This window comes from Streptomyces sp. AgN23, from assembly GCF_001598115.1.
GTDB lineage: Bacteria > Actinomycetota > Actinomycetes > Streptomycetales > Streptomycetaceae > Streptomyces > Streptomyces antimycoticus.
In genome coordinates, this window is the sequence record NZ_CP007153.1 from 2903561 (window position 1) to 2921076 (window position 17516).

19 protein-coding genes and 1 pseudogene are annotated in these 17516 nt (G+C 71.8%); 14 read left to right on the plus strand and 6 right to left on the minus strand.

Features of this window, described 5'->3' with window-relative positions; translation table 11 throughout:
• The first annotated feature begins 92 nt into the window (after positions 1-92).
• A complete protein-coding gene (locus AS97_RS12670; RefSeq protein ID WP_059146905.1) occupies positions 93-524 on the plus strand; it encodes a cell division protein SepF in 432 nt (143 codons plus the stop codon).
• A gap of 30 nt (positions 525-554) precedes the next feature.
• On the opposite strand, the gene AS97_RS12675 is transcribed toward AS97_RS12670, so the two are convergent.
• Positions 555-1742, minus strand: a complete 1188-nt coding sequence (locus AS97_RS12675) for an acyl-CoA dehydrogenase family protein (RefSeq protein WP_059146904.1) — start codon at positions 1740-1742, stop codon at positions 555-557.
• A gap of 263 nt (positions 1743-2005) precedes the next feature.
• Positions 2006-3673 carry an MFS transporter gene (locus AS97_RS12680; RefSeq protein WP_210564909.1) on the minus strand — a complete coding sequence of 556 codons (1668 nt, stop codon included), beginning with the start codon at positions 3671-3673 and terminating at the stop codon, positions 2006-2008.
• Between the two features lie 354 nt (positions 3674-4027).
• Here AS97_RS12680 and AS97_RS12685 point away from each other — a divergent pair, with 354 nt between their 5' ends.
• On the plus strand, positions 4028-5266 hold the full coding sequence (locus AS97_RS12685; RefSeq protein WP_210564910.1) for a hypothetical protein: 1239 nt from the start codon (positions 4028-4030) through the stop codon (positions 5264-5266).
• Between the two features lie 304 nt (positions 5267-5570).
• Complete coding sequence (locus AS97_RS12690) at positions 5571-6605, plus strand: phosphatase PAP2 family protein (RefSeq protein ID WP_063804950.1); 1035 nt, start codon at positions 5571-5573, stop codon at positions 6603-6605.
• Positions 6606-6752: 147 nt separating this feature from the next.
• On the opposite strand, the gene AS97_RS12695 is transcribed toward AS97_RS12690, so the two are convergent.
• Positions 6753-6968, minus strand: coding sequence for an I78 family peptidase inhibitor (locus AS97_RS12695; protein ID WP_059146900.1), 216 nt, complete (start codon positions 6966-6968; stop codon positions 6753-6755).
• A 390-nt stretch (positions 6969-7358) separates the two neighbouring features.
• Between AS97_RS12695 and gvpO the strand changes: the two genes are divergently transcribed.
• The 9 genes from gvpO to ctaD all read left to right on the plus strand — a co-directional run bounded on the left by gvpO (position 7359) and on the right by ctaD (position 12602).
• Complete coding sequence (gene gvpO / locus AS97_RS12700) at positions 7359-7661, plus strand: gas vesicle protein GvpO (protein WP_059146899.1); 303 nt, start codon at positions 7359-7361, stop codon at positions 7659-7661.
• Between the two features lie 45 nt (positions 7662-7706).
• Positions 7707-8156, plus strand: a complete 450-nt coding sequence (locus AS97_RS12705; protein ID WP_059146898.1) for a gas vesicle structural protein GvpA — start codon at positions 7707-7709, stop codon at positions 8154-8156.
• Complete coding sequence (locus AS97_RS12710; RefSeq protein WP_086709560.1) at positions 8153-8872, plus strand: GvpL/GvpF family gas vesicle protein; 720 nt, start codon at positions 8153-8155, stop codon at positions 8870-8872. Before AS97_RS12705 ends, AS97_RS12710 begins: the two co-directional genes overlap by 4 nt.
• A complete protein-coding gene (locus AS97_RS12715) occupies positions 8872-9078 on the plus strand; it encodes a gas vesicle protein GvpG (RefSeq protein ID WP_125760565.1) in 207 nt (68 codons plus the stop codon). Before AS97_RS12710 ends, AS97_RS12715 begins: the two co-directional genes overlap by 1 nt.
• 80 nt (positions 9079-9158) lie before the next feature.
• Positions 9159-9440, plus strand: a complete 282-nt coding sequence (locus AS97_RS12720) for a gas vesicle protein (protein ID WP_059147016.1) — start codon at positions 9159-9161, stop codon at positions 9438-9440.
• Positions 9437-10342, plus strand: a complete 906-nt coding sequence (locus AS97_RS12725; RefSeq protein ID WP_086709561.1) for a GvpL/GvpF family gas vesicle protein — start codon at positions 9437-9439, stop codon at positions 10340-10342. The genes AS97_RS12720 and AS97_RS12725 overlap by 4 nt, the downstream gene beginning before the upstream one ends.
• Positions 10343-10344: 2 nt before the next feature.
• The gene (locus tag AS97_RS12730; RefSeq protein WP_086019646.1) at positions 10345-10539 is read left to right on the plus strand and encodes a gas vesicle protein; all 195 of its coding nucleotides are present in this window, start codon (positions 10345-10347) and stop codon (positions 10537-10539) included.
• 44 nt (positions 10540-10583) lie between these two features.
• Complete coding sequence (locus AS97_RS12735) at positions 10584-10814, plus strand: gas vesicle protein K (RefSeq protein ID WP_232546884.1); 231 nt, start codon at positions 10584-10586, stop codon at positions 10812-10814.
• Between the two features lie 78 nt (positions 10815-10892).
• A complete protein-coding gene (gene ctaD / locus AS97_RS12740; RefSeq protein WP_059146894.1) occupies positions 10893-12602 on the plus strand; it encodes a cytochrome c oxidase subunit I in 1710 nt (569 codons plus the stop codon).
• On the opposite strand, the pseudogene AS97_RS12745 reads toward ctaD, so the two are convergent.
• From AS97_RS12745 to AS97_RS12755, 3 genes and pseudogenes are all read right to left on the minus strand, one after another.
• Positions 12574-13530: pseudogene (locus AS97_RS12745) on the minus strand (YafY family protein); the annotation flags it as partial. The gene ctaD and the pseudogene AS97_RS12745 overlap by 29 nt on opposite strands.
• Before the next feature lie 76 nt (positions 13531-13606).
• A complete protein-coding gene (locus AS97_RS12750; protein WP_125760563.1) occupies positions 13607-14467 on the minus strand; it encodes a hypothetical protein in 861 nt (286 codons plus the stop codon).
• Between the two features lie 41 nt (positions 14468-14508).
• A complete protein-coding gene (locus tag AS97_RS12755) occupies positions 14509-15747 on the minus strand; it encodes a glycosyltransferase family 4 protein (RefSeq protein WP_059146891.1) in 1239 nt (412 codons plus the stop codon).
• Positions 15748-16027: 280 nt separating this feature from the next.
• Here AS97_RS12755 and AS97_RS12760 point away from each other — a divergent pair, with 280 nt between their 5' ends.
• Together AS97_RS12760 and AS97_RS12765 are read left to right on the plus strand one after the other, a co-directional pair.
• Complete coding sequence (locus AS97_RS12760) at positions 16028-16936, plus strand: hypothetical protein (protein ID WP_210567200.1); 909 nt, start codon at positions 16028-16030, stop codon at positions 16934-16936.
• Between the two features lie 158 nt (positions 16937-17094).
• A complete protein-coding gene (locus AS97_RS12765; RefSeq protein ID WP_079059637.1) occupies positions 17095-17394 on the plus strand; it encodes a hypothetical protein in 300 nt (99 codons plus the stop codon).
• The last annotated feature ends 122 nt before the right edge of the window (positions 17395-17516 follow it).

Below are 17516 nucleotides of genomic sequence, written 5' to 3' on the forward strand. Positions count from 1 at the left end.
CTGTGCGGCCGCAATCCACGTGGCAGACCATCCGCATCATGGACGACCATAGAGGGGCGGACGGTACACACCATCAGGGAGAGGAGGCGTCTATGGGATCGGTACGCAAGGCAAGTGCCTGGCTTGGCCTCGTCGACGACAGCGATGACGAGCGCTACTACGACGACGACTACGCCGAGGGGTCCGAGCCCGGCGACTCCTGGATGACCGACCCGCGGGCGCGGGCGGCCGACGAGACCGCGCAGGACCACAGCGCCCGGATCGCCACGGTCACCCCGGACGGGTTCCGGGATGCCCGCGGCATCGGCGAGATGTTCCGGGAGGGCGTTCCGGTCATCGTCAACCTCACGACGATGGACTCGGCCGACGCCAAGCGCGTGGTGGACTTCATGGCCGGGCTGATCTTCGGGCTGCGGGGCTCGATCGACCGGGTGGCCAACCGCGTCTTCCTCCTCACCCCCGCGGACTACCAGATCGTCAGCGGCCCGGCCGGCCACGCCACGGGCTTTTTCAACCAGAGCTAGGCCCGGACAGGGCCTGGCGCCCGGGGCCGCTCACCGGAAGGCGTCGATTCCGGTGAGCGCCTTGCCCAGCACCAGTTGATGCATTTCGACGGTGCCCTCATAGGTGAGCACCGACTCCAGATTCGTGGCGTGCCGCATCACCGGATACTCCAGCGAGATCCCGTTGGCGCCCATAATCGTCCGGGACGTACGGCAGATCTCGATCGCCTCGCGCACATTGTTCAGCTTGCCGAAGCTGACCTGCTCGGGGCGGAGCCGCCCCGCCGCCATGCGCCGCCCCAGATGGTGGGCGAGCAGGATCCCCTTGTGGAGTTCCAGCGCCATATCGGCCAGCTTGGCCTGGGTGAGCTGGAAGCCCCCGATCGGCCGGCCGAACTGCTCGCGGTCGCGCGCGTAGTCCAGCGCCGCCTCGAAGGCGGAGCGGGCGGCCCCCATCGAGCCCCAGATGATGCCGTAGCGGGCGTGGCCCAGACAGCTCAGCGGCCCCCGCAAGCCGGTGACCTCGGGCAGGACCGCGTCGGCCGGCAGCCGCACCTCGTCCAGGACCAGCTCGCTGGTGACCGAGGCGCGCAGCGACCACTTGTGCTTGATGTCGGGGGCCGAGAAGCCGGGCGCGTCGGTGGGGACGACGAAGCCGCGGATGCCCTCGTCGGTGCGGGCCCACACCACCGCGACCCCGGCCACCGAGCCATTGGTGATCCACATCTTGCGGCCGGTGAGCACCCAGTCCGAGCCGTCCCGCTTGGCGTAGGTGCGCATGCCCGCCGGGTCGGAGCCGTGGTCGGGCTCGGTCAGCCCGAAGCAGCCGATGACCTCGCCGGAGGCCATCCGGGGCAGCCACTGCTGCTTCTGCTCCTCGGAGCCGAAGCGGTGGATGGCGTACATGGACAAGGAGCCCTGCACCGACATCAGGGAGCGGATCCCGGAGTCGGCGGCCTCCAGCTCCAGACAGGCCAGGCCGTACTGGACCGGGCTCGCGCCCGCGCAGCCGTAACCGGTGAGCGACATCCCGAGCGCGCCGAGGGAGCCGAGCTCCCGGGCCAGCTCCCGGATGCCGGGCACCTCGCCGCGCTCGAACCAGTCGGCGACATGCGGCAGCACACGGTCGGCGGCCCACTGCCGCATGGTGTCGCGGACCGCGAGGTCCTCGGGGTCGAGAAGATCGTCGAGCCCCAGCGGGTCACGCGGATCGAACGACGGCAGGGTGCCAGCGGACATGGGTGGCGGCCTCCGGTGGATGCGGGTCCGGGTCGCGGGCGGATACCGGTCGCCGGGGCGCGTCCTTCGCCCGGCGGCCGAGGTGATCAGTCCGGTCGATCCGACGCTATGGCCGGGTAACCCCTGACGTCCAGACCCGCACACACCTCGCCACCAGGACACGGGCAGCACGCGGGCAGGTCCGGAGCCGGACTCGGGCAGGCCGTAGCGGGGCGCGGGCAGGGCTGGTGCTGGAGAGTCGCGCGGGACCCGGGCGGGGTCGGTCAGGACTCGGCGACGACGGTGGCGCGGTCGCGCCGGGCCGGGGTGTCCGTACCGCCCTGTGCGCGCTGGTCGGGGCCCTGGGCGGACTCCTCGTCGTCGGCGGCGCACTCCATGGCCTTGGGCAGCCGCAGGGCGGCGAGCGCGCCGACCAGCAGCAGACCGGCGCTGACCGCGAGCGTGACATGCAGACCATGGACGAAGGCGCCGCGGGCGGCCGAGCGCAGGGCCTCTCCGGCGTGGCCGCCGAGCCGGTCGGAGACCTTGTACGCGGCGCCCAGCGACTGGCTCGCGTCGGAGCTGGCCGAGGCGGGGACGCCGGACACCGAGGAGACGCCGGGCTTGTAGGTGGCGTTCATCACGCTGCCGAGGAGGGCTATGCCGATACCGGCGCCGAGCTGGTACGAGGTCTCGCCGATGGCGGCCGCGCCACCCGCGGAGTTCACCGACGCCTCGTTGAGCATCGACTCGTACGCGCTGAAGAGGGTGGTCTCCAGGCCGAAGCCCAGGACGATGAAGCCGCCGACGAGCACGGCGGGCCGGTCGGACTGGCCCATGGCGGTGAGCGAGAGAACGGCGAGCGCGGTGAGCGCGAAGCCGATCGCGACCATGACCCGCGGGCCGAGCCACTGGAGCATCCGGGACCCCACGAGCCCGGCGGCCATGGCGGCGAAGGTGAGCGGCAGCAGCCGCAGACCCGTCTCGAGCGGGGTGAGCCCGAGCACGAGCTGGAGGTACTGGGCGGCTATGAGCTCCAGGCCGACGAGCGCCAGCAGGGCGAGCACGATACAGCCGACGGAGATCGAGAACGCGGGCCGGGCGAACAGCTTGAGGTCGACCAGCGGATGCGTACGGCGGCGCTGGCGGCGCACGAAGAGCACCAGCAGGACCACCCCGAACAGCAGCGGGACGGTGGTCACGGCGTCCAGCGGATCCGCGCCGCTGCCCATCCGCTTGACGCCGAAGACGACGCAGAACAGCCCGCACGCGGCCATGACCGCGCCCAGCACGTCCCAGGGCCCGTTCCGGTCACCGGTGGACTCCGGCAGCAGCCAGCGGCCGACGGGCAGTGCCACGATCATCAGGGGCAGGTTGACCAGGAAGACCGAGCCCCACCAGAAGTTCTCCACCAGGAAGCCGCCGAGCAGCGGACCGACCGCCGCACCCACGGCGGCGACCGCGCTCCAGACGCCGATGGCCAGCGCCCGCTCCCGGCGGTCCGGGAAGACCTGGCGCAGGATCGACAGCGTCGCGGGCATGATCATCGCGCCGCCGACGCCCAGCAGGGCGCGGGCCACGATGAGGATCTGGGGGGAGGGAGCGAAGGCGGCGAGCGCGGAGGCGGCGCCGAAGAGCCCGTAGCCGAGCAGCAGGACGCGCCGTCTGCCGACCCGGTCGCCGAGGGTGCCGAAGAGGATCAGCAGCGAGGCGCAGACCAGTGGGTAGATGTCCACGATCCACAGCAGTTCCATCGCGCCGGGGCGCAGATCCTCGGTCACGGCGGGGACCGCGACATGCAGCACGGTCGCGTCCACGGCGACGAGCAGCAGGCTGACGCAGAGCACGAGGAGTACGACCCAGCGGTTCGCCCCGCCGCCCGCCTCGGTGCCGCGCCATTGCCGGGGAACGCCCGCCGTCCGCCGAGTGCGGGCCGTGGTCGTCCCGGACATGTACGCACCTCCCTGGGTCTTGCGCTCGCGGTCCGCCGCCGGAGGGGCGGTACGTCACGTCGTAGGGACGTCCGGGTGACCCCGGTGGCGAAGGCGCGAGTGAGAGGTCAGGGTACGCGAGTCCCCGCGCGGGCCGTGTGCCGCAGGTCATGTTGGGAGCACACCGCGGAGGGTTACGGAGGCGTACGTTCCGGACTTCCCCTTTTGTCCCCCGTCTCTCTGCCGTCCCTCCTGTGGCCCCCCGGCGGCCGTCTCGTGTTCGTCCTCCGTTGTCCACAGCCCCCACGACCCCTCCGCCGAGCGTTGTCCACAGCCCCCCGCGGGCGGTCCTGGCCATCCTCGATAATCGTCGCCGTGACTGATCTCGCCCAGGCCGGCACCGCGCCGCTCAGCGACGACGGACGACCGGGCCGCGCCGCTCGGGCCGCGCTGCGCCGGGCCGCTCCGGCATTGCTCGCCTACGCGGGGACGCGCCTGCTCGGGCTGGTGGTTCTCGCGATCTGGGGGGCCTTCGCGGACAAGAGCGCGCACCAGCTCCTCTCGGCGCGCTGGGATTCGCTGTGGTACGCCCGCATCGCCGAGGAGGGGTACGGCCACACGGTCCATCTGCCCGACGGGGCGGTCCACTCCAACCTGGCGTTCTTCCCCCTGCTCCCCGCGCTGGAGCGAGTGATATCGGCCATAGCCCCGCTGGACGCGGCCGACGCCGGTCTGCTGGTGAGCTGGGTCACGTCGCTGTTCGCCGCCTGGGGGATCTTCGCGATCGGCGATCTGCTGTACGGACGGCGGGTGGGCCTCACGCTGGCCGTGCTGTGGGGCGTGCTGCCGGTCGGGATCGTCCAGTCGATGGCGTACTCGGAGTCGCTCTTCACGGCGCTGGCCGCCTGGGGGGTCCATGCGGCGCTCACCCGGCGGTGGCTGTGGGCGGGGCTGTTCGCGGCGCTGGCGGGGCTGACCCGGCCGGTGGGGGCGGCGGTGGTCGCGGCGCTCTGGGTGGCGGCCGCGGTGGAGCTCCTGCCCGAAGGGCGCTGGCGCCAGGCGTGGCGCACCCGCCCGCCCGTCGCCCACCACCACCCTCAACGGAGGCGCTTCGCGCCGCCACCTCTCCGCCTGCTCGCCGGCGTCGTGCTGGCGCCGCTGGGCTGGCTGGGGTATGTGGCGTGGGTCGCCGTCCGGACCGGCAGCGTCACCGGCTACTTCGACGTCCAGAACGGCTGGGGGAACGGCTTCGACGGCGGCCTGGCCTTCGCGGGCTTCATCGGAGGACTGCTCATCAAGCCGCCCTTCGTGGGCGGGCTCGGGCTGCTGCTCGGCGTCGGGGCGCTGATCTGGCTCGCGATTCGCTGTGTGCGGCAGCGCCAGCCACTGCCGCTGCTGGCCTACGGAGGGGCGGTGCTCGTCCTGGCGCTGGCCGCGAAGGGCTACTTCGGCTCGAAACCCCGGCTGCTGATACCTGCCTTCCCGCTGCTGCTGCCGATCGCCGTCGCCCTGGCCCGGCTGCGCCCGGTCCGCACCGCGCTGGTCCTGGGGTCGGCCGGGCTCGCCTCGGCGGCGTACGGGGCCTTCTGGCTGCATGGCTCCGGACCGCCATGATCCGGCCACCCTTTCCGGCCGGGCCGGACCCCGTGGACGATCACCCCCGGCCGCCCGGCGACGCCTGGGGAAACTTCCGGGAACGGCCCGGCTAATGGGCGATAAACACGCCCTGTAAGAATTCCATAAAGTCCCTGAGACACGCCCATTGGAAGACCGGGAGCAGAAAAGTTCCCGGAGCTCACGCATTCCTTGGAAAGGGCGCGGCCAAAAGCCGTGGACGAGACGCACTCCACATCACATCGTCATCACAAAGCGACCTGATCGACTGAACCCGCCTGTCACGCAATGTAACGTCGATTAGGTGCGTACCGAAGACAAGCTCCCCGCGTCCGAGGAGCGAAGGCCCGATCTCGCGCGACCGCGCATGACCCGAACACGCTTCTGGCTGCTCGGGACCACGCTGGCGGTCTACGCGGCGACCGTGATCGGCGTGCTCACCACCTCATGGCTGGTGAAGCTCGACTGGCAGATCATGCTCTTCCGGCCCTACAAGCAGTGGCCCGAGTTCCACACCTTGCTGGACTACTTCGTGGTCATGGGCCAGCGCGGACCCACCGCGGTGGCCGTCGCCGCCTGGCTGGGATGGTGCTGCTACCGGCAGCGGACCCTGCGCCCGCTGCTGGCGCTGGGCACCTCCCTGCTGCTGCTGAACGCCACCGTGGGCGCGGTGAAGATCGGCTTCGGCCGGCTCGGTCCGCACTACGCGACCACCGTCGGCTCCAATGAGATGTGGGGCACGGGCGATATATTTCCTTCGGGTCACACCGCGAACGCCGTGGTCACCTGGGGGATTCTGGCCTATCTGGCGACCACCCCCGTCGCGCGCCGGGTCGCCTCGCTGATCGCCGCGGGCTTCGCCTTCGGGGTCGGCATGACCACCGTCTACCTCGGCACCCACTGGCTGAGCGATGTGGTGCTGGGCTGGGCCGCCGGAGTGCTGGTGCTGCTGGCGCTGCCGTGGCTGGAGCCGGCCATGGCCCGAGCCGAGGTGCTGCTGCTGATCCTGTGGCACCGGATGCGCGAGGGCCGGGCCCCCGCGCCGGTGCCGTCCGGCCGGCCGGTCACCGGGACCCCGCTGGCCACCCCGCGCGCCGCCCGCGACGACGAGCTGCCCGCCCGCGAGCCGGTGGCCGTGGTCCGGCCCGGCGTCGCCACCGTCCGCGGCCCCGACACGCGACCCCACCACCCGGTCCGCCAGCACACGGTGCGCTCCGAGCGCACCCCGGTCACCCCGGTCGGCAGCCGCCGGCCGCCGCACGCCGACCGGGTGCCGCGCGCCACGACGCCCTTCGGCCCGTCCGGCGCCTCCCGCGGCCGGACCGCCACCGGAGGCTGAGCCACCCACCACGCCGCGGGGCGGTACGCACTCCCTCCCCCGCGCCGACCGGCCACACCACGGCCCCGGACGCTCTCGTCGGAGTGTCCGGGGCCGTGGTCGTGTCCGCGCCGGGCGCACCGGCCCACCGGCGCGGATCCGGGCCGGTCAGCCGCGCCAGCAGCGCTTCACGGTGCCGTCGTCCACCTCGAAGTCGATCCGCCCGCGCAGGTATTCCATCGTGATGATCGCGCCCGGCGGAAGCGTCCGTACGGTGCTCCAGCCGTGTGCGCGCGCCCTCTCCTCGGCGGTCCGGGCATCGAGTCCCACATAGCTGTCGAGGTCGTCGTCGGGTTCGGCCGGATGGTTCGGTACAGGTCCCATGACGCCACCGTAGGTCGCTCCCCACGCGGGGCAAACCCAGAGTGGCGAAGGACTGCCCCTGCCTCATACCTCTCACGGCCGCCATTCGTCACACTTGTGTCACAGAAAACACGCCCGGGTTTGTGGGCGACTTCATCACTCTTCCGGGGCTTGTGTTGACCCCTCGAAGATGATTGCGAGTTTTCGTCGATATCCCGCGTCAAACGACCGGCTGCGGTATGGGTGGCGGGAGGCCGCCGAGATCTTTCGAGCAATTCGCACAGCGGCCGGAAAAGCGCTGCCCGGACCCCTCCGGAGCGCACAATTCCACCACAAATCGCCGGGACCTCGGGGCCGAACCTCGAGGTTTACGCCCACCGGGACGCGGTACCCGCCGCCACCGGAGCCCACATGACTGACAGATCAGACGAAACCCCCGAGAAGACGGCGGCCGGCGGTCCGAGCCCGCTGGCACTCCTGCGTGCCGCCCGTGAACAGCTCGTCGAGCTGACGGGCCTGTACCCCGAGGCCCTCCCCCGTCTGGAGCGGACCGACGAGGGGTGGCTGCTGGAGGCCGAGGTGGTGGAGCTGGCCCGGGTGCCGGAGACGATGAGCCTGATGGCCCTGTACGAGGTGACTCTCGACCCGGACGGCCTGCTCACCGGATACCGCCGCCTCCGCCGCTATGAGCGCGGCCGGAGCGACCGCCGCTGACGGCGGCGAACCGGACGCCCACCGACACGAGAGGAAACACCCGACATGACCACCGTTGTCCCGGCACAGCAATCCAGGGGCGGAGGCGGCACCAGCGGCCTGTACGACGTCCTGGAGCTCATCCTCGACCGCGGCCTGGTGATCGACGCGTTCATCCGCGTCTCCCTGGTCGGCATCGAGATACTCAAGATCGACATCCGGATCGTGGTGGCGAGCGTCGACACGTATCTGCGTTTCGCCGAGGCGTGCAACCGGCTCGACCTGGAGTCCGGCCCGAACAAGTCCCCCGGCCTGCCCGAGGTCGTCGAGGGCATCACCGAGAACGGGGCGCGGAGCAAGACCAAGGGCGCCCTGTCCGGCGCCGGCGACACCGTCTCCAAGGCCGCCCAGTCGGTGGCCGACGCGATCCGGCCGTCGGAGGAGGACGAGGAGGAGCCTCGCCGCCGGCGTCCGGCCCGTAAGGCGGCGCCGAGGAAGTCCGAGGAGTCCGCATGACCACGTATGTGTACGGCATCGCGCGCGGTGAGGTCCGGGACCTGGGCGATCGGCTGCTGGGCATCGGCGACCCCCCGCTGCCGGTCCGGGCGCTGAACCAGGGCGAGCTGGCCGCGATCGTCAGCGACTGCCCGCCGGAGCTCAAGCCCCGGCGCCGCGATCTGCTGGCCCATCAGCATGTGCTGTCCGAGGTGAGCGACTCCCGCCCGGTGCTGCCGATGCGCTTCGGCAGCGTCTCCTCCAGCGACGACGACGTCCGCAGCGTGCTGGCCGAGCACGCCGACCGCTACCAGGACCAGCTGAGCCGGCTGTCCGACCGGGTCGAGTACAACGTCAAGGTCGTACACGACGAAGACGCGGTGCTCCACCAGGTGCTCGCCGAGGAGCCGGAGCTGCGGGTGATGGCGGAGGCCAACCGGGCGGCCGGCGGCGGCACCTACGAGGAACGGGTGCGCTTCGGCGAGCTGATGGCGAGCGCCGTGCGGGCCCGTGAGGTGCGGGACGCCAAGCTGGTGGAGGAGGCGCTGGCCCCGGCCGCCGAGGACGTGCGCCCCGGCCCGGAGAGCGGCGGCTGGTTCCTCAGCCTGTCCCTGCTGCTCGCCAAGGACGGCGCCGATCCGCTGCTGACGGCGGCGGCCGACGTGGAGCAGACCCACCCCTGGCTGAGGCTGCGGATCAACGGTCCGCTACCGCCGTACAGCTTCGTCGAGTCCTGATGCTGATGATCGGCTGGGTGCTGAGGCAGGTCGTCGCCGCCGCGGAGCGGGAGTACTACGACCCGGCCAACATCCAGCGCGCCCTGGCCGAGCTGGAGGCCCAGCTCGACCAGGGCGTGATCGACGGACGAGAGTTCGAGCGGCAGGAGGACGCGCTGCTCGACCGGTTGGAGGAGGCACGCCAGTGGGCGAACGGGACTCTGTGACCACCCGGGGCGGTGTGGCCCCGACGGCCGGCGCGTATGGCTCACCGGCGGCGTCGTTCGGCTCCTCGGGGTCGTACGGGCTGGCAAGCCGTGGTGAGGGCGGGGCCAACCTCGCCGACATCCTGGAGCGGGTGCTCGACAAGGGTGTGGTGATCGCGGGCGATATCCGTATCAACCTGCTCGACATCGAACTTCTCACGATCAAGCTCCGGCTGATCGTGGCCTCGGTCGACAAGGCGAAGGAGATGGGCATCGACTGGTGGGAGCACGACCCGTCGCTCTCGTCACGCGCCCGGTCCGAGGTGAACGGCCAGGAGAAGACCGAGGTGACCAGCGGGGAGATGCGGGAGGGCGCCGAATGACCGAAGGACTGCGGTACGCCTACGCGGTCGTGCGCGACACCGCCGCGCCGGAGGCCGCCCTGGACGCCCTCACCGCCCTGGAGGACGTGCCCGGTGTCGCGGGCGAACCGGTGGTGGCCGTGCGCCATCAGGGGCTCGCCGTGCTGGCGGGCGCCGTACCGGCCGAGGACTTCGACGAGGGCCCGCTGCGGGAGCGGCTGGAGGACATGGCCTGGCTGGAGAAGGTGGCCCGGACCCATCAGCGGGTGGTCGACACCGTCGGCGCCGATTCCTGTGTCATCCCGGTCCGGCTGGCCACCGTCTGCCAGGGCGAGGAGGGGCTGCGGCGGATGCTCGCCGCCGGCCGGGAGCGGTTCGCCTCGGCGCTGGACCGGCTGGAGGGCCGGGTCGAATGGGGCGTCAAGGCGTACGCCGCGACGCCCGCGCCTCCGGAGCCACCCGCGCCGGAGCCACCCGCGCCCCAGGAACCGCCCGCGCCCAACGGGCCGCCCGCCGGAACCCCGAACACCCCGGGCGGCATGTCCGGCCGCGACTATCTGCGCCGCCGCAAGGCACAGCGACAGGCGGCCGAGCGACGCTGGGGCGATACGGAGGAGGGCGCGCGGCTGGTGCACGACACCCTCAGCGGGCTGGCCGAGCGGGCCCGGCTGCATCCGCCGCAGGACCCCCGGCTGTCGGGGGTCTTTGACCGCAATGTGCTGAACGCCGCGTATCTGGTGCGGCGCGAGGACAGCGCCGCCTTCGCCGAGCGGGTCGGTGAGCTGGCCGGACGGACGACCGCGCTGCGGATCGAGCTGACCGGCCCCTGGGCGCCGTACTCCTTCACCGCCCCGGACGAGAACGCCGCGACCGGCGAGAACACCGCACCGGACAGGGCGAAGAGCGCGGGGGCCGAGGGATGACGATGGCCCCGGAGGGCCCGTTGGCCCATCAGCAGATCGCCCTGGTGGACGTGCTGGACCGGCTGCTCGCCGGCGGCGTGGTGATCACCGGTGATCTGACCCTGCGCATCGCCGACGTCGATCTGGTCCGCATCGATCTGCGCGCCCTCATCAGCTCGGTCAACGCCAATGTCCCGTCCCCCTGGGAGGAACCGTGAGCCGCAAGGTGGAGCTGGACCAGGACACCGTCGAACGCGACCTGATGAAGCTGGTCCTGACCGTCGTGGAGCTGCTGCGCCAGCTCATGGAGCGGCAGGCGCTGCGCCGGGTGGACGAGGGCGATCTGACCGAGGACCAGGAAGAGCGGATCGGGGTCACGCTGATGCTGCTGGAGGACCGGATGGGCACGCTCTGCGAGCGCTACGGCATCGCGCCCTCGGATCTCAATCTGGACCTTGGGCCACTCGGGCCGCTGCTGTCCCCGAGGGAGTGACGCTCCGGGCGGCTCCGCGGGTCGCGGCGACCACCGCGCGATCATGGCGATACCCGCCCAGGACGCAGAGGAGCCCCGATGGCGACAGACACCGCGCGGGCCGCCGGTCCGGCAGGGGTGACGCGGCAGGGCAGCGTGCTCGTGGAGTGGCTCACCACCACCGACCACAAGAAGATCGGGCATCTGTATCTGATCTCGTCGTTCGGCTTCTTCCTGGTCGGCGGCGCGCTGGCGCTGGTGATGCGCGCCGAGCTGGCCCGTCCGGGCCTCCAGGTCGTCTCGCGGGAGCAGTTCGACCAGGCGTTCACCCTGCATGGCACGATCATGCTGCTGCTCTTCGCGACCCCGGCCTTCGCGGGGTTCGCCAACGAGATCATGCCGCTGCAGATCGGCGCACCCGATGTGGCCTTCCCGCGCCTCAACATGCTGTCGTACTGGCTGTATCTGTTCGGCGGGCTGATGGTGCTGACCGGTCTGGTGGTGCCGCAGGGCGCCGCGGCCTTCGGCTGGACCGCCTATGCCCCGCTCAACAGCGCGATCCGCTCCCCCGGTGTCGGCGCCGATCTGTGGATCATGGGGCTGGCGCTGTCGGGCTTCGGGACGATCCTGGGCGCGGTGAACTTCCTGACCACCATCATGACGATGCGCGCGCCGGGCATGACGATGTTCCGGATGCCGATCTTCACCTGGAACACCCTCTTCACCTCGATCATGATCCTGATGGCGTTCCCGGTGCTGGCGGCTGCGCTGCTGGCGCTGGAGACGGACCGGCGGTTCGGGGCGGTGGTCTTCGACGCCCAGTACGGCGGGCCGCTGCTGTGGCAGCACCTCTTCTGGTTCTTCGGCCATCCCGAGGTCTACATCATCGCGCTGCCGTTCTTCGGCATCATCACCGAGATCATCCCGGTCTTCTCGCGTAAGCCGATCTTCGGCTATGTGACGCTGATCGGCGCGACCATGGCCATCACCGGGCTGTCGATGGTCGTCTGGGCCCACCATATGTTCGCCACCGGATCGGTGCTGCTGCCCTTCTTCTCCCTGACGTCGTTTCTGATCGCGGTGCCGACCGGGGTGAAGTTCTTCAACTGGATCGGCACCATGCTGGGCGGCTCGGTGTCCCTGGAGGCGCCGATGCTGTGGGCGGTCGGCTTCCTGGTGAGCTTTCTCTTCGGTGGGCTCACCGGCGTCATCCTGGCCTCGCCGCCCATGGACTTCCATGTCACCGACACCTACTTCGTCGTGGGCCACTTCCACTACGTGGTCTTCGGGACGGTCGTCTTCGCGATGTTCGCGGGGTTCTACTTCTGGTGGCCCAAGTTCACGGGCAAGCTGCTGGACGAGCGGCTGGCCCGGATCCACTTCTGGACCCTGTTCACCGGCTTCCACACCACCTTCCTGGTGCAGCACTGGCTGGGGGTGGAGGGGATGCCGCGCCGCTACGCCGACTATCTGGCGGCGGACGGCTTCACCGCGCTCAACACCGTCTCCACGATCGGCTCCTTCCTGCTGGGCCTGTCGACCCTGCCGTTCCTCTACAACGTCTGGCGGACGGCCACGTACGGAAAGAAGGTGGAGGCCGACGACCCCTGGGGGTTCGGCCGCTCCCTGGAGTGGGTGACCTCCTGTCCCCCGCCCCGGCACAACTTCACCACGCTGCCCCGGATCCGCTCCGAGTCACCGGCCTTCGATCTGCACCATCCGGAGGTGGCGAGCCTTGAGCAGGAGAAGGACCAGCAGCTCAAGGCGCGGGGCTCGATCAGCCCAGGGCCCGATCCAGGCGGTCCCTGATCTCCCGGATGTAGTCGTTCAGCTCCACCGGGTCGCGCACCTCGAAGTCGAAGCCGCTCAGCGCGATATGGAGCACCAGCAGCTCGGGGCTGGAAGCGCCGGTGCGCAGCAGACAGCTGTGCTCGTCGACGGCCTCCAGCACCCCCACCAAGGGCGAGAACCGCTCGGCCGCCCGCTCGGCGGGCACCCGCAGCAGCACGGTGGCCCGCTGGGAGTAGACCGAGGTGGTGATGCCCCGGGCCACATAGCCGGCGATGTCCTCGGCGGGCGGCCGGCGCGGGGTGAACCGGGGGCCGTGCGGCGGGGTCGGGGTGATCCGGTCGACCCGGTACGTACGCCAGTCGGCACGGTCGACATCCCAGGCCACCAGGTACCAGCGGCGCTGCGCGGCGACCAGCCGATGCGGTTCGGCGGTACGGCGGGTGAGGGCACCGCCGTGGTCGCGGTACTCGAAGCGCAGCTGATGGCAGTCCCGGCAGGCGGCGGCCAGCTCGGTCAGCACCCCGGGGTCCACCCCGGGCCCGGGGCTCCAGCCGGACAGCGGCACGGTGAAGGCGCTGAGCGCGCCCACCCGGCGGCGCAGCCGGTCCGGCAGCACCTGCTCCAGCTTGGCCAGGGCCCGTACCGAGGTCTCCTCGATGCCCTCGACCCCGCCGCCCGCGGCCTGGCGCAGCCGCACCGCGACCGCCACCGCCTCCTCGTCGTCGAGCAGCAGCGGCGGCAACTGGGCGCCCGCGCCCAGCTGATAGCCGCCGCCGGTGCCCGGCGTGGAGTGCACGGGATAGCCGAGCTCGCGGAGCCGGTCCACATCGCGGCGCACGGTGCGCGGGGTGACCCCGAGCCGGTCGGCGAGATCCGCGCCGGACCATTCGCGGTGGGCCTGCAACAGGGAGAGCAGGCGGAGCAGTCGGGCCGAGGTCTCCAGCATGCGGCCGAGTCTGCCACTGCTTGCGGACAGTCCCGGTCCGCGAAGCTCCCCTGCTCGCCTGGCTGCTCCGCTGGGATCAGGCGGGTGCCTCGATCCGCACCGCCAGGTCGTTGTCCCGGGTGTAGTACGGCTGGGCCTGCGCCTCCCCGTGCCGACCGGTCACCGTGCGCGGCGGGTAGGTGAAGATCTCCTTCTTGTCCGCGACATCGTCCAGGATCCGGGCGAGCCGGGCCGGGGCCATGGCCTCGTCCACCGGGCGCAACCACAGGTCCCAGACGTGCGCGCCGCCGTCCCAGCTCCGCGCGAGCTCCGCGTAGGAGAGCGTGAAGGAGAAGTCCGGGCCGTCCACCACCAGCGGCGCCGTCCACACCGGGGCGGCGCCCCGGCGGCAGCGGGCCTCGACGACCGCCTCGGCCAGCCACTCGGACGGGTACGCGACGCGGTAGAGCCGCCCCCGGACGGCCATCGTGTCGTCCTCCAGCCGTATCTCCCCGGCCTCGGCGTGGGGCGCCCGCCGCCAGCTGCGCAGCGAGAGATTGCCGTGCTTGGTGGCGTAGGGGATGCGGACGGACAGCGGGGAGGTGCTCGGCCCCGGCCGGCGGTCGACGAGCGAGCGCAGATCGTTCAGGCCCGGGGCGAGCCGCTGCGGCTCGGTGTCCCGGTAGGCCACGTGGACGTCCCAGCGGCCCTCGGGCAGGGCGACATTGCTGGGCAGGGCGGCCTGCAGCCGGCCGTCCGCGGTGGGGCCCAGCGGCAGCCGCACCTCCCCGTCGGGGGTGTCCGCCGCGCCCCGGCGGACCAGCACCAGCGCACCGCTCCAGTCGTCGTGGCCGCCCGGGCCGGACCGGGCCCCGTCGGCGATGTGGAAGGTGAGCCCTCCGGCGGAGTCCGCCACGCAGTCGGCGCGGACAGGGGCGGCCTCGGGGGCCTCACTCATCCTGTCCTCCTCGACGTGCTGCGCTGCCTGTGCCGTTGCACTCATGCGACACGCACCTTCCGCAGGGAGTCCTTGGTGGCGAACGCGCCACTGAGCAGGGAGCCGCGGGCGCGGTGCAGGGAGCCCCGCAGCCCACTGCGGCCGATCAGACCGGAGAACAGCGTCTCGTAGCGCCCGGCCACCCGGGAGGGGTCGAAGCGGGCCGAGTCCTTCAGCGCCGCCTGTCCCATCTGCTGGCGCAGCTCGTCGTTGTTGATGAGGTCGAGCAGCGCGGCGGCGATGGCGTCGGTGTCGCCGGTGGGCACGAGCCGGCCGTCCACCCCGTTGTCGATGATCTCCGCGGGCCCGTGCGGGCAGTCGGTGGACACCACGGGAAGGCCGCAGCGCATCGCCTCCACGATGGTCATGCCGAACGACTCCAGGCTGGAGGTGACGGCGGCTATGGAGCCCTTGGCCCACTCGGGGTCGAGCGGATTGGCCGGGCCCATCAGGAAGACGTGGTTGTAGAGGCCGAGTTGGTCGATGAGGGCGCGCAGCTTGGCGTGCTGGGCGCCGCCGCCGTAGATCCGCAGCCGCCAGTCGGGGCGGGCCGCGCTGACCTTCGCGAAAGCGTGTATCAGCAGGTCGTAGCGTTTCACCGGGGCCAGCCGACCGGCCGCGACGACCCACTTTCCGGTGCCGTCTGCGGGCTCGAGGCCGGGCTCGGGCACGCTGTTGGGGACCGCCTCGACCCGGACGCCGGGCAGCCGCATCTGGTCGCGGTAGGTCCGTGCGTCGGCCTCGGTCACGGTGGTCACCGCGTCCAGCCGGGGATAGACGGCGCGCAGGGCCCGCTTCAGCCCCTTGGAGTGGGTGCCGAGCGTCAGATGCTCCTGGCCGACTCGTACCGGACCGCGGCGGGCCTGGCGGGCGATGTGGACATTGAGCCCGGGGCGGGTTCCGACAACGATATCGGCTTCGAGGCCGCGGAGATGGTCCCCGATACGGCGGTCGGTGAGGGCGCTGTACTGCTTGTAGCGGCCCTCGGACGCGGGGAAGACCTCCGCCGGGCGACTGTGGTCCGGGTCGGCGCCGTCGTAGGAGGGGCTGTTCTTCCGGATGTCCACGAGATGGCTGAGCCGCACCCGCGGACCGGGGTCGAAGATCGGCTGGTCACGGTGGCGGAACACCGACACGATCTCCACATCGTGCTGCTCTCCCAGGGAACGGGCGAGGTTGTACGTGGTCCGGATCGTCCCGCCGATCCCGTACGCGTTGTGAATAAGGAAAGAGATGTGCATCCGGCCCCGTATCCCATGGCTTCCCCGCGGACGGGTGTGTCGTCCGCCTACCACGGTGTAAGACTGAGAAAGGTGGCACAGGGTTGGGTTTCATCACCTTTTTGTGCCCCAACAGATGCGCAATCGGTAGGAAGTCGGGGGAACTTCCCGGCCCGACGGCACATCAGACCCCGGGGCGGCCGGGCCGCGTGACCCCCGCCCCGCATGGCCCGTTGTCTACGTATGAGCCGGGGACCCACCCCGCGCACCCACCGAGACCGAGGAGCCACCCGTGCCGCGCATGCTCGACGTCAGCAATGACGTACGCGCCGAGATCGGCGACGAAGAAGCCGACCGGCTGCTCGCCGGGGACAACGCCCCGGGCGCTTACGACTGCACGTCCTGCCGCACCCCCGGCAACACCGAGCAGGAGCTGACCAGCACCGTGCTCTTCGTGGGGCAGGAGACGGCGGTGCTGGCCTTCGCGCACGCCACCTGCGTCCCCTCCCAGGTCGTCCCGGTCTCCGAGGACCAGTTGCGGGGTGCGGTGCGGTCCATCACGGGTGAGGACACCGCGCCGTCGTACGCGCCGCCCGTGCCCGCCGCCGCGCATGCCGCGGCGCCGCACTTCCCCGCCCCGGCCGCCCCACCCGCCTACCCCGCCCCGGCTCCGTCGCCCGCGTCTCCCGCCACCGCCTCCCACACCTCGGCGCCGTCCGGCCACGCACCGGTGCCCCAGCAGGCGGTGCTCGGGGTGACCAGCGGGGTGGTGCTGGTGGGTCGGGAGGCGTGCCCGGCACTGGTGGTGGAGCCGACCGCGCCGATCGTCCGCCCCGGTTCACCCGGGCACGGCGACGAGTTCCTCCAGCTCCTCAGCGAGCAGGGGTTCGCCCCGGTGGTCGACCTGAGCCGACCGCCCGCGCCCAACCCCGGCTGGTCGGTGCTGCTGGCCATGGGGCGGCTGCACGCGGTGCTGATGCCGGCGCCGGGCGGCGGCCGCCCGGTGGCCTGGTGGCAGGCGCACAGCCCGATGCCGCTCAGCGAGGGCTGGCGCGGCGCCGTCGGCCGCACCCGGAAGGTGCTGATCTACGCCGCGGCCGCGGGCACGATCGGCACCCAGCCGCGCGAGGACCAGCTGCGCGCGGCGCTGGACCGGGCCGCGGCGCGCGGGGCGCTGGTCGGTGCCTCGATGCCGCTCGCGGGCACATGACCGCCGCCGTCCCGGACCTCCCACCGGACCTCGGCGACCCTTGGTGGGCAGCCCATTCGCCACCGATGCCGCATCCGACGGGCGGCCGGGTCGTTGGCACATACGTGCACGCATACGACCTCTCCTACCGATCCCCGTCATACGGCTGCATTCCGGCCATGCGCCCCGCCCTGGAGGCCGCGCACGATCCCTGGCGCCACTCCGCCACGCCGATCTACGACGCGTTGTACGCGGAGTACCGCAGGCTGTTCCGGGCGCTGCCCGGCGACCGCTCGGACGAGGAGAACATGGAGTTCGTGGCGTTCGCCGCCATCGGCCAGCCCCGGGGCCTCGTCAGCGGCGGCCACGGCCGCCCGGACAGCCACAGCGGGGCCTGGCACACCGACGAGCTGTACTACCGCGGCTATCTCCCCGCCCTGCCGCCCGGCCGGGGCGAGGAGCAGGGCCACGCCTACTGACGTGGACACCTACTGACGTGGACGCCTACTGACGTGGTGCCGTCATGCGCGCCCGGCGGGCCGGGACCGACCCGCCGCTGAGCGCGCCGAGCGCCGCCGCCCCGCCGCCGGACAGTGCGTCC

What these genes read in the sequence shown, in the direction of transcription:
- AS97_RS12680 (WP_210564909.1), bottom strand. Translation starts at nt 3,673, where the DNA reads ATGTCCGGGACGACCACGGCCCGCACTCGGCGGACGGCGGGCGTTCCC.
- AS97_RS12670 (WP_059146905.1), top strand. Translation starts at nt 93, where the DNA reads ATGGGATCGGTACGCAAGGCAAGTGCCTGGCTTGGCCTCGTCGACGAC.
- AS97_RS12760 (WP_210567200.1), top strand. Translation starts at nt 16,028, where the DNA reads ATGCTCGACGTCAGCAATGACGTACGCGCCGAGATCGGCGACGAAGAA.
- AS97_RS12725 (WP_086709561.1), top strand. Translation starts at nt 9,437, where the DNA reads ATGACCGAAGGACTGCGGTACGCCTACGCGGTCGTGCGCGACACCGCC.
- AS97_RS12755 (WP_059146891.1), bottom strand. Translation starts at nt 15,747, where the DNA reads ATGCACATCTCTTTCCTTATTCACAACGCGTACGGGATCGGCGGGACG.
- AS97_RS12675 (WP_059146904.1), bottom strand. Translation starts at nt 1,742, where the DNA reads ATGTCCGCTGGCACCCTGCCGTCGTTCGATCCGCGTGACCCGCTGGGG.
- AS97_RS12715 (WP_125760565.1), top strand. Translation starts at nt 8,872, where the DNA reads ATGCTGATGATCGGCTGGGTGCTGAGGCAGGTCGTCGCCGCCGCGGAG.
- AS97_RS12735 (WP_232546884.1), top strand. Translation starts at nt 10,584, where the DNA reads ATGAAGCTGGTCCTGACCGTCGTGGAGCTGCTGCGCCAGCTCATGGAG.
- AS97_RS12730 (WP_086019646.1), top strand. Translation starts at nt 10,345, where the DNA reads ATGGCCCCGGAGGGCCCGTTGGCCCATCAGCAGATCGCCCTGGTGGAC.
- AS97_RS12765 (WP_079059637.1), top strand. Translation starts at nt 17,095, where the DNA reads ATGCGCCCCGCCCTGGAGGCCGCGCACGATCCCTGGCGCCACTCCGCC.
- ctaD (WP_059146894.1), top strand. Translation starts at nt 10,893, where the DNA reads ATGGCGACAGACACCGCGCGGGCCGCCGGTCCGGCAGGGGTGACGCGG.
- AS97_RS12710 (WP_086709560.1), top strand. Translation starts at nt 8,153, where the DNA reads ATGACCACGTATGTGTACGGCATCGCGCGCGGTGAGGTCCGGGACCTG.
- AS97_RS12705 (WP_059146898.1), top strand. Translation starts at nt 7,707, where the DNA reads ATGACCACCGTTGTCCCGGCACAGCAATCCAGGGGCGGAGGCGGCACC.
- AS97_RS12750 (WP_125760563.1), bottom strand. Translation starts at nt 14,467, where the DNA reads ATGAGTGAGGCCCCCGAGGCCGCCCCTGTCCGCGCCGACTGCGTGGCG.
- gvpO (WP_059146899.1), top strand. Translation starts at nt 7,359, where the DNA reads ATGACTGACAGATCAGACGAAACCCCCGAGAAGACGGCGGCCGGCGGT.
- AS97_RS12695 (WP_059146900.1), bottom strand. Translation starts at nt 6,968, where the DNA reads ATGGGACCTGTACCGAACCATCCGGCCGAACCCGACGACGACCTCGAC.